The organism is Methylocystis sp. (assembly GCF_051061225.1).
Lineage (GTDB): Bacteria > Pseudomonadota > Alphaproteobacteria > Rhizobiales > Beijerinckiaceae > Methylocystis.
On sequence record NZ_JBPFEB010000133.1, the window covers coordinates 1 to 8644 of the forward strand.

The 8644-nt window shown below is 58.3% G+C and carries 4 protein-coding genes and 4 pseudogenes; 3 read left to right on the forward strand and 5 right to left on the reverse strand.

All coding sequences use genetic code 11. The features are described from left to right. Positions 1 to 58 precede the first annotated feature (58 nt). The 4 genes and pseudogenes from ACR652_RS23495 to ACR652_RS23510 form a co-directional block, all read right to left on the reverse strand. Positions 59 to 343: pseudogene (locus tag ACR652_RS23495) on the reverse strand (transposase); the annotation flags it as partial. 7 nt (positions 344 to 350) lie between these two features. Beyond that, positions 351 to 1102 (reverse strand): annotated as a pseudogene (locus ACR652_RS23500) (IS5 family transposase); the annotation flags it as partial. Between the two features lie 1055 nt (positions 1103 to 2157). Then, positions 2158 to 2580 carry a PAS domain-containing protein gene (locus tag ACR652_RS23505; protein ID WP_434508903.1) on the reverse strand — a complete coding sequence of 141 codons (423 nt, stop codon included), beginning with the start codon at positions 2578 to 2580 and terminating at the stop codon, positions 2158 to 2160. A 54-nt stretch (positions 2581 to 2634) separates the two neighbouring features. After that, positions 2635 to 2883 (reverse strand): PAS domain-containing protein, encoded by a 249-nt coding sequence (locus ACR652_RS23510; RefSeq protein WP_434508906.1) that lies wholly within the window; start codon positions 2881 to 2883, stop codon positions 2635 to 2637. Between the two features lie 518 nt (positions 2884 to 3401). Between ACR652_RS23510 and ACR652_RS23515 the strand changes: the two genes are divergently transcribed. Continuing rightward, positions 3402 to 5276, forward strand: a complete 1875-nt coding sequence (locus ACR652_RS23515) for a CHASE3 domain-containing protein (protein ID WP_434508904.1) — start codon at positions 3402 to 3404, stop codon at positions 5274 to 5276. Between the two features lie 946 nt (positions 5277 to 6222). Here the strand turns inward: ACR652_RS23515 and ACR652_RS23520 are convergent. Then, positions 6223 to 6714 carry a hypothetical protein gene (locus tag ACR652_RS23520; protein WP_434508905.1) on the reverse strand — a complete coding sequence of 164 codons (492 nt, stop codon included), beginning with the start codon at positions 6712 to 6714 and terminating at the stop codon, positions 6223 to 6225. Positions 6715 to 7145: 431 nt separating this feature from the next. Here ACR652_RS23520 and ACR652_RS23525 point away from each other — a divergent pair. Both ACR652_RS23525 and ACR652_RS23530 read left to right on the forward strand, forming a co-directional pair. Then, positions 7146 to 7373, forward strand: a pseudogene (locus ACR652_RS23525) (transposase); the annotation flags it as partial. A 193-nt stretch (positions 7374 to 7566) separates the two neighbouring features. Beyond that, positions 7567 to 8586: pseudogene (locus tag ACR652_RS23530) on the forward strand (IS110 family transposase). Positions 8587 to 8644: the final 58 nt, after the last annotated feature.

An 8644-nucleotide genomic window follows, 5' to 3' on the forward strand; every position in this document is an offset into this window, starting at 1 on the left:
CGCCATACCTTCCGGTTGACCTTCCTACTCCTTCGGCCACCTCTCGCCTTCGCCTAAATCATGCGGCGGCGTGAGCCCTGTAGACGTCGTTACGTGCGAGCAAAGCCCACGCGACCCGCGCCATTTTGTTGGCCAAGGCCACTATGATCAACATGGGTGGCTTTCGGGCAAGCATCTGAGCGAGCCAGGATCCTGCCGGTGGCGGCCGCCTGGATGTCTGGCGAACCAAAGCGCTCGCGCCGATGATAAGTAGACGGCGTAGGGTGCGCTCGCCCATCTTCGACGTGGCTCCGAGCTTCTGTTTTCCGCCGGTTGATTTCTGCAGGGGAGTCAGGCCGAGCCAATTGATTGAGATAGAATGCGACTGCGGCTGCGATGCAGATGGCCGAGAAGAAGGCGTGGGCGCATCTTTCGTAACGGGTGGCGATGCGGCGCCAGTCTTTGAGCTTGGCGAAGAGGTTCTCGATCTTGTGACGCTGCCGGTAGAGCGCCTTGTCGTAATCAAGAGGGGTCCTCCGGCTTCTGGTTGGCGGGATGCAGGGCTTGGTTCCGCGCGCCGCGAGAGCTTCCCGAAACCAATCGCTGTCGTAACCCCTGTCGGCGATCAACGCAGAAGCGGACGGCAACGCTTTCAGCATCACACGCGCGCCTTTGTGGTCGCTCATCTGCCCTTCTGTCAGCAGCTTCACGAGGGGCCTCCCGCCCTCGTCGCAGACAACGTGAAGCTTGGAGTTCAGCCCGCCCTTCGTCCGGCCGATACAGCGGGAAAAAGCCCCTTTTTTAAAAGGCTCGCCGCCGTGCGATGCGGCTTGAGGTGGGTCGAGTCGATCATGATCCGCTCGGGCTTTGGTCCCTGCGCGGCGAGCGTTGCGAATATGCGGTCGAAGACGCCCATGCGGCTCCAGCGGATGAAGCGGTTGTAGAGCGTCTTGGGCGACCCATACTCTCTGGGCGCATCCTTCCATTGCAGGCCGTGCTTGATGACATAGACGATCCCACTGACGACCCGCCGGTCATCTACCCGTGGCATGCCGTGAGACAGAGGAAAACAGGGGGAAATGCGCGCCATCTGCGCTTCGCTGAGTAGGAACAAATTACCCATCAAAGCCTCCATTTCGGAGACTTTGAAACACGCCTCAGCCAAAATTAACAGGTCCTGACCCTAGGCTGGGCGCTATTGGTCGATGCATTTTATACCGCGGTTGACGTTTCCGACGCCCGCAGGGGAACCATGACCGTGAGCCGGTCTCGCGCTCGAGAAACACCGCCAAGACCGGCCGTGTCCTATCTAAAGAACGGCTGCTCTGGCGGAATTTCTTTCTTTCCTATGAAAAGGCGTAGCTGGCCCGGGTAGTAGTATCTGCCCAGAACCTCCAACGGCTTCCCTCTCGATCAAAGCGCACGCTATGGTCGGGCGTATAGTTGACGACAAAAATCGAAAAGATGACGGTGGCTCTGTTCATTGCATCCGCGCGCTCGTGGCGCGGATAGGACAAGGCAACCCCGAGGTCGCCGTTGGGACGAAAAAATAGGCCGCCCAACTGGTGGCGGCGTCAAATTGCTCGCTCCTGATGAGGCCAACATAAAAGGAGGCGGCGGGACCCATCTGCGCCAGCGCACTCGACGGAGTCGATGCGCTCGATCCGCACGCCGGGGAACTGGGTCAAGGTCGTGATCTTCTCCTTGGCCGAGCGCTCGGGCGCATTCGCGAACAAGTTGCCGGCAGCCACCATCCGTTTCCTTCCTGTGGCTCCATCCCCTCATGCACCCCATGGCTCGTCAGATGGAAGTAGCCCCGCTCTCCGGTCAGCATTAATTGGGAAAACGAATGCGTGGCTTTATCGCTTGTACGGTTGCCATTGCCTCACAGGCGCTCGGCGCCGTCTTTGCGCCACCGGTTACAACGACGGGTCCTTACCCTACTGCTAATTGCTTCCAGACACAGGTCAACAACAATGGCAAAACTTGGCAAGAAGCCATCGCAATGTGCCGCGCCAAGCCTTGATCTGGCTTAGCCACCCCAGGCGATTTTCCTCCATGGATAGGAGGCGGAGTTCTGTCGCAGGCGCTCACATGAAGCCGATATCCGCGTGCGGGGCCAGGCGCGGAGCGATCCTTCAGCGACTCCTCACGAGCATCGGGCCCTTCGATGAGGGACTAAACGCCATCTTTGAGATCAGAGAGGAGGAGAACAGCGACAGAAGCTCCCGCGAGGCCGTCAGCACGATTGGCTACCGCGTGGCCTCGAAAGACTGAACCGTCCTGCCGGAGATAAAGGTTGTCCGCTTCAAAGACGCCGCGGGCTCCATCCGCCAGCCCCCCCACGCCATCCCAGTCATGGGTGCAATCGTCCACGATGAAGTCGCGAACTCGTGTGTTGTGAAGGTCGGAGGGTTGGTGCCTAAGCAACGAGGCGAACCTTCGATTAACCTGGATAAACCGGCCCGTTCGTGTATCTATTTGCGCCAACGCTGCGCTTGTCGTTTCGAACACAGCGCGAAACAATGCTTCGCTATAGAGTAATTTGTCTTCAGCCCGCCTCTTCTCTATGACCTCTTGCGTCGTGCCGATCAGACGCACTGCTTTCTGGTCGGAGAAAAGAACCCGCCCCGTCGCAACGATCCAGCGCTCGATTCAATCTTCTATCCCTACAGCCCTGTATTCTGCTCTATAATAGCCGCCGTTCTCTGGATTGAGCGCGCGCTCAATCGCCTCCCGAACAGCGGCCCTGTCTATCGGGTGCACGCCTTGCATAAAGGTCTCGTAATCGACATGCGCGCCGGGTCTCAGACCCCATTGCGCTCTGACCCTATCGTCCCAGACGAGTTCGCCTGTTTGTGGGTCCCAAACGTGGATCCCGATGCCCCCCGACTCGAGGGCCATCTGGAGAACCAAGTCGTTCTCGCGGAGCGCGTTTTCCAAAAAAACCTACTTCTGGCTGTCAAGGCGGCGGCGCTCGTCCACGTCCCCCTCCACGCGCGTGTGCCAGCTCCAGTCCCCTGTAAGGGCAGCATAATCTAGCATTTGCTCAGCCAAGCTTAAATAGACCCGCCTGAGTAGCATGAGTGTTTTTTGGGTTGTCTGCTCCCAGAAGGCCTCTTCAACCGCCGCAGGTCCCGCTCCGTGGGAGGTGAATTGCTACGCTCACATCATCGTCACCCGGCTCCGGGAGGTGCGGGGATCAAGCGCCTCCTAAAGCGCGTTCGAGGTGAGGCTCTGATTTCATGGCGGGGTGAGCGCTTTTGAGGAAGCCGTGTCGTGCTGAGCCTGATCGCACTGTTGGAACCATGCCGCGATCGGTGGCCGCCGCCGCGATCTCTTGCCTGCACTGGAGACGCTCGTCGCGCCTTCTCCAGCGCCTATGCTAATGTGGCAGCAAATCAAACTCTTGGGTGACTAAAGTGAAGCTTCCGCATCGACAGCGCGCAGCCTTGCTCTCGGTTTTGTTCGCCATGGCCATCGTCGGATTTGCGGCGGTTGCTGCAATGCACACAGAGGGCCACAAACGCGACGCTTCTATGTGGGTCAGGCATACAATGGCGGTGAAAAACTGCCTCAATAGCCTGTCTGCGTTGGTCCGACGGGCTGAAAGTGGCGAGCGAGGCTTCATTGCGACGCAGGATCGACGCTTCTTAGAGTTGTCCTACGAAACAGTGGCGCCTCAGATAGAGCGGGAGATCGATGATCTGCGCGACCTGGTCGCGGACAACTCCAAGCAGCTTACCGCAATAGAGCGCGTGCTTCCCCTCATCCACGAAAGATTGGAGTTGATGAGGAGCCGGATTCAAAGCGTCGTCGAAGGGCGACCTGAGGAGGCGCTGGCGTCGTTAAAAGGCGGACACGGTCTAGAAATCGTGCGCGAAACCACGCGCGCTTTCGATGAAATGATGAGCGAGGAAGATCGTCTTTATCAGCAAAGGGAGCAAGCCTATCTGAGCGCGGCAGAGGCGCTCGAAATTGTCTTCGGTTTTCTTTTCCTTGCTGTCGCCGCGTCGGGCCTTTTCGTCTTGTTGACATCGGAGCGCCAACTTATCGCGCTTGAGGCCGCCAATGAGAATTTGCAGAGAGCTTACGAAGAGGTCGTCAAACAATCCAGCGAAAGAGTGAAAGTTGAAGCTCAGCTGCGACAAGCACAGAAGCTCGAAGCTATGGGCCAACTGACAGGTGGCATAGCGCATGACTTCAATAATATGCTGGCAGTCATCGTCTCGAGTTTGAATATTTTGAGACGGAAGCTCAAATCTGGGGAAGGTGACTTCCACATGCTTATTGGCGCCGCCGAGGAGGGCGCTGACAAGGCTGCCCGGCTGGTTCGCCGCCTCCTCGCCTTTTCTCGCGAGCAGCCACTCGACCCTAAGGTTATAAACGTCAACGACCTTGTCCGCGGCATGTCGGACATCTTGAGGCGTACCACCGGCTCTAAAATCGAGCTGGAGACGCACCTCGCAGAGGGTCTATGGGAGACGTGCCTCGACGCTCATGAGCTCGAAAATGCACTGCTCAACTTGGCCGTGAACGCGCGTGACGCCATGCCGAACGGGGGACGGCTGATCGTCACCACCGAGAACGCCACCATCGATGAGAGCTATTCAGCGCAAAACCCTGGCGTCCAGACCGGTGAGTATATCAATCTCTCAGTCGCCGACACAGGCGAGGGGATGGCGCCCGAAGTCGTGGCCCGCGCCTTCGATCCGTTTTTCACGACCAAACCTATGGGCAAAGGGACCGGCCTCGGATTATCCCAGGTTCATGGCTTTGTAAGACAATCGAATGGCCACATCAAAATTTACTCTGAGCGCGGGCTTGGAACGAATGTCAGCATCCTGTTCCCCCGCTTCCTGGGCGCTATAGGCTCGAACTCCCATCCGGACGGCGCAGAATTGCCGTTGGGGACACTTGATGAAGTGCTGCTTGTCGTGGATGACGATCCAACCGCCTTGAAGCTTACTGCGCTCGCCGCCCGCGAACTGGGGTACACAGCCGAAGAGGCAGGAGGCGGTTACGCCGCCATTGAGGTCCTAAAAGCGCATCCAGCGATCAATCTCCTTGTTACGGATGTTGTGATGCCTGACATGGATGGCGCGCAATTGACGAGGGAGGCTGTGTTCCGGCGACATGACTTGAAGGTTCTCTACATGACAGGCTTCCCGCGTGCCATGCTACTTGGGCAGAATATCCAGGTCGAGAACGTGCTCACCAAGCCGTTCACGTTGCAGCAATTTGCACGAGCTGTTCGAAAGGTGCTTGACAGTCCAATCAAAGGCCCCAGACGCTGACGCCGCGAATCTCCTCTGGCAGGGTTGAGAGGAGCAGCCCATTGGTGGCGCTTCTTATAGCAGCTCCCAACTGCTTAGCTCCAACCAACAAATGCAGTGCCATGCCAGCCGCCCACCACGCCCATGAGTTGGCATGTGGAAGAATCAACGTGCCGGCCACGCCCACGATATCAATGTAAGGCACCCCGGGTAAGATCAGCGGGCGCGCCACAAGGTCCCGAGCAATGACCCGGCTGCCCCGGAAAGAACTGGCTTGATGTAAGCGATATGGCGGATCAAGCCGCGATCTCAGTCGGTTTGCACGCGCTCGTTGCCTGGGCCTCATTTTTTCCGAGGCAGCCATGAATAGCAGAGTGACGCCGCTGGACATGATCGCGTCGCATGTGAGGCTACCCTCCCCTAGTTCCTCTTTTCTACCACCAGGGACCCAAAGGCCTTCGTCCTAATCGAAATCCAGAGTTTAAATGCATACCTAAGTCTCATGGGAGCTACGCGTGCGCTTTTCCCCGCACGTGGCAGCGCAACGGCGCACAGTGGCCGCAGTCAGTGCGGCGTCTTGTCGCCTTTGCTTCTTCTTCGCCAAGCAACGCTTGTATCACCCAGTGAATGGTATTTAGCTCCGACGCGGGAAGGGCCCAAATCGATACCGATAGGACCGAGCGCTTGCTAAGCGCGACGCCTATCCACTCCAGATCGTCTCACATCATGAAAGGCTCGGAACTATGGGAGCTATCCTTGAACTGACGACTTATGCGGCCACGCCGGTCGGAATGCTGGCGATTATCGCCATTGGCGCCGCTGCGTATTTTGCAGCACGCTGGGTTCTCGTTGACTGACGAGACTGATACTGACCTCATCAAGCAACCGGCCACGATCCTGGTCGCGACCGGTGGCTCGAAGAGGCGGCGAGGGAAGAGCGGGGCTATCGTAGTATGTGACGGTGAAACTACACGCCAAGCGTAGTAGAGATTTGGGCGAGTGTAGCCTTTTCGATCTCGCTAACCTTGACTCCCCCAAAACCGAATAGGCCGCCTTCAGTCCCGCTCTCCGCTACTGTTTTCGCGATACGGGCAAGCCACGACTTGAACGCTTTTGCCTCAACGGGCGCTTTGGCGTCGAGAATCGAAGCTGTGCTTTTAAGCTCTGCAAGCGCTCTGTCCTTCATTTCCGCAAGCTGAGCGCCTTGCACAACCGTGCGCACGCCCTCCCGAGCATCATGCCGGCCGCTCGAGGTCAGCAGGTCATCGACAACAGCCTTTATCAGTCCGTCAGCGCCTCCCGCCTTCGTCTCTGCTAGGGCGCGGGCGCTCGCAAAGGCCTCTTGGAGCGTTCCGATAAACCCGCTTGGATCTGCGGCGCTGATAGCAAAGCCGGCGAGTAGCGGGGCTTCAAGCAGCTTTTTCCATTCCGCAGGAGCGAAATCGCCTTTTCCAGCCATCACTTTGACTCCCCATCACGTTGCAAGGGGCGGAGCTGCCCCCGCCCCTTAGCTAGGGAGAATTGGGTAAAATCAAACCGCAGGCCGCGATGGCTGCCATCGAACCCTCCACCCGAAGGCTCCATCTCGCCGCCTTAGCCTACGCCAGGATAAGCCGAGGTTAGCACACAGCGGATGACGTGTGCCTATGGGTGCGAAAGTTGCGCTATAGGCTCCCAGGGCTCTTTTCTGAAAGAAGGTGCCGACTAAGTTACATTAAGGCCTTCTTGCCCAACGAGGTCAGCATGGAGAGCCATCGTACGGCTTTCTTTCCGGCGGCGGCGAAACGGGCCGGTTGATCCGGGACAAAGAATGGGCGCGGACCGCGCTAAGGTCAGGACCTATTAATTTTGTCTGGGTCGTGATTCAAAGTCTCCGAAATGGAGGCTTTGATGGGTGATTTGTTCCTACTCAGCGAAGCGCAGATGGCGCGCATTTCCCCCTGTTTTCCGCTGTCTCAGGGCATGCCACGGGTAGATGACCGGCGGGTCGTCAGTGGGATCGTCTACGTGATCAAGCACGGCCTGCAATGGAAGGACGCGCCCAGGGAGTATGGGCCGCCCAAGACGCTCTATAACCGTTTCATCCGCTGGAGCCGGCTCGGCATCTTCGCCGCGCTCGCGAGCGCAAAGGACTGGCGCCGAATCGCCACCCGTTACGACAGATGCGCCCACGCCTTCTTCTCGGCCATCTGCATCGCAGCCGCAGTCGCATTCTACCTCAATCAATGAGTCCTGATGGGGCGGACGCCCCCTCGGCTGCGGCTCGCATGCCATGGGGTGATTTGGTGTCCCACTTCGGATGGAGGCGATTATGCAGGAGGTTGCGACAGTTGGATTAGACTTGGCTAAGCTCTCTTTTCAAGTCCATGGCGCCGATGCCGCAGGGAGAGTCCTATTTCGAAAGGCCTTTCGGAGATCTCAAGTTCTCGACTTTCAAAGGCCTTCAGCCTGTGTCGTTGCTATGGAAGCATGCGGGGGAGCCCATCATTGGGCGCGTGCGATTCCTGAGCTTGGCCATAAGGTCCGGCTTATCCCACCCTCCTACGTTAAGCCGTTTGTGAAACGGCAGAAGAACGACGCGGCCGATGCCGAGGCGATATGTGAAGCAGCCCAGCGTCCGACTATGCGGTTTGTTGCGGTTAAAAGCGAGGCGGCCCAAGCCAGCTCGGCAATTTTTCGAACCCGAGACTTATTGGTGCGGCAACGAACCCAGCACATTAATGCAGTTCGGGGACAACTTGCAGAATATGGGTTGGTCACCGCCAAAGGCCCGGCCAACCTTCCCAAGCTCATCGCTCTGCTTGAACATCCCGAAAGCAGGATACCCCAAGCGGCTCGCGCAATTGTCGATATCATGCTCGGAATGATCGACGCGCTTGGCAGGTAGATAACGCTTCTCGATCGGGAGATCGGCAAGCGAGCCAGAGAGGAAGACGTCGCGTCCCGCCTGATGACAGTTCCAGGGATTGGCCCCATCACGGCGACGGCGTTGACGGCGCTCGCGCCTGCAGCAAAAACATTCCGGAAAGGGCGGGATTTTGCTGCTTGGTTCGGCCTGACTCCCTTGCAGAAATCAACCGGCGGAAAACAGAAGCTCGGAGCCACGTCGAAGGTGGGCGAGCGCACCCTACGCCGTCTACTTATCATCGGCGCGAGCGCTCTGGTTCGCCAGACATCCAGACGGCCGCCACCGGCAGGATCCTGGCTCGCTCAGATGCTTGCCCGAAAGCCACCCATGTTGGTCATACTGGCCTTGGCCAACAAAATGGCGCGGGTCGCGTGGGCTTTGCTCGCACGTAACGACGTCTACAGGGCTCACGCCGCCGCATGATTTAGGCGAAGGCGAGAGGTGGCCGAAGGAGTAGGAAGGTCAACCGGAAGGTATGGCG

Excerpts from the sequence above, each read along its gene's own strand:
- ACR652_RS23520 (WP_434508905.1), bottom strand. The coding sequence starts at position 6,714 with ATGGCTGGAAAAGGCGATTTCGCTCCTGCGGAATGGAAAAAGCTGCTT.
- ACR652_RS23510 (WP_434508906.1), bottom strand. The coding sequence starts at position 2,883 with ATGGCCCTCGAGTCGGGGGGCATCGGGATCCACGTTTGGGACCCACAA.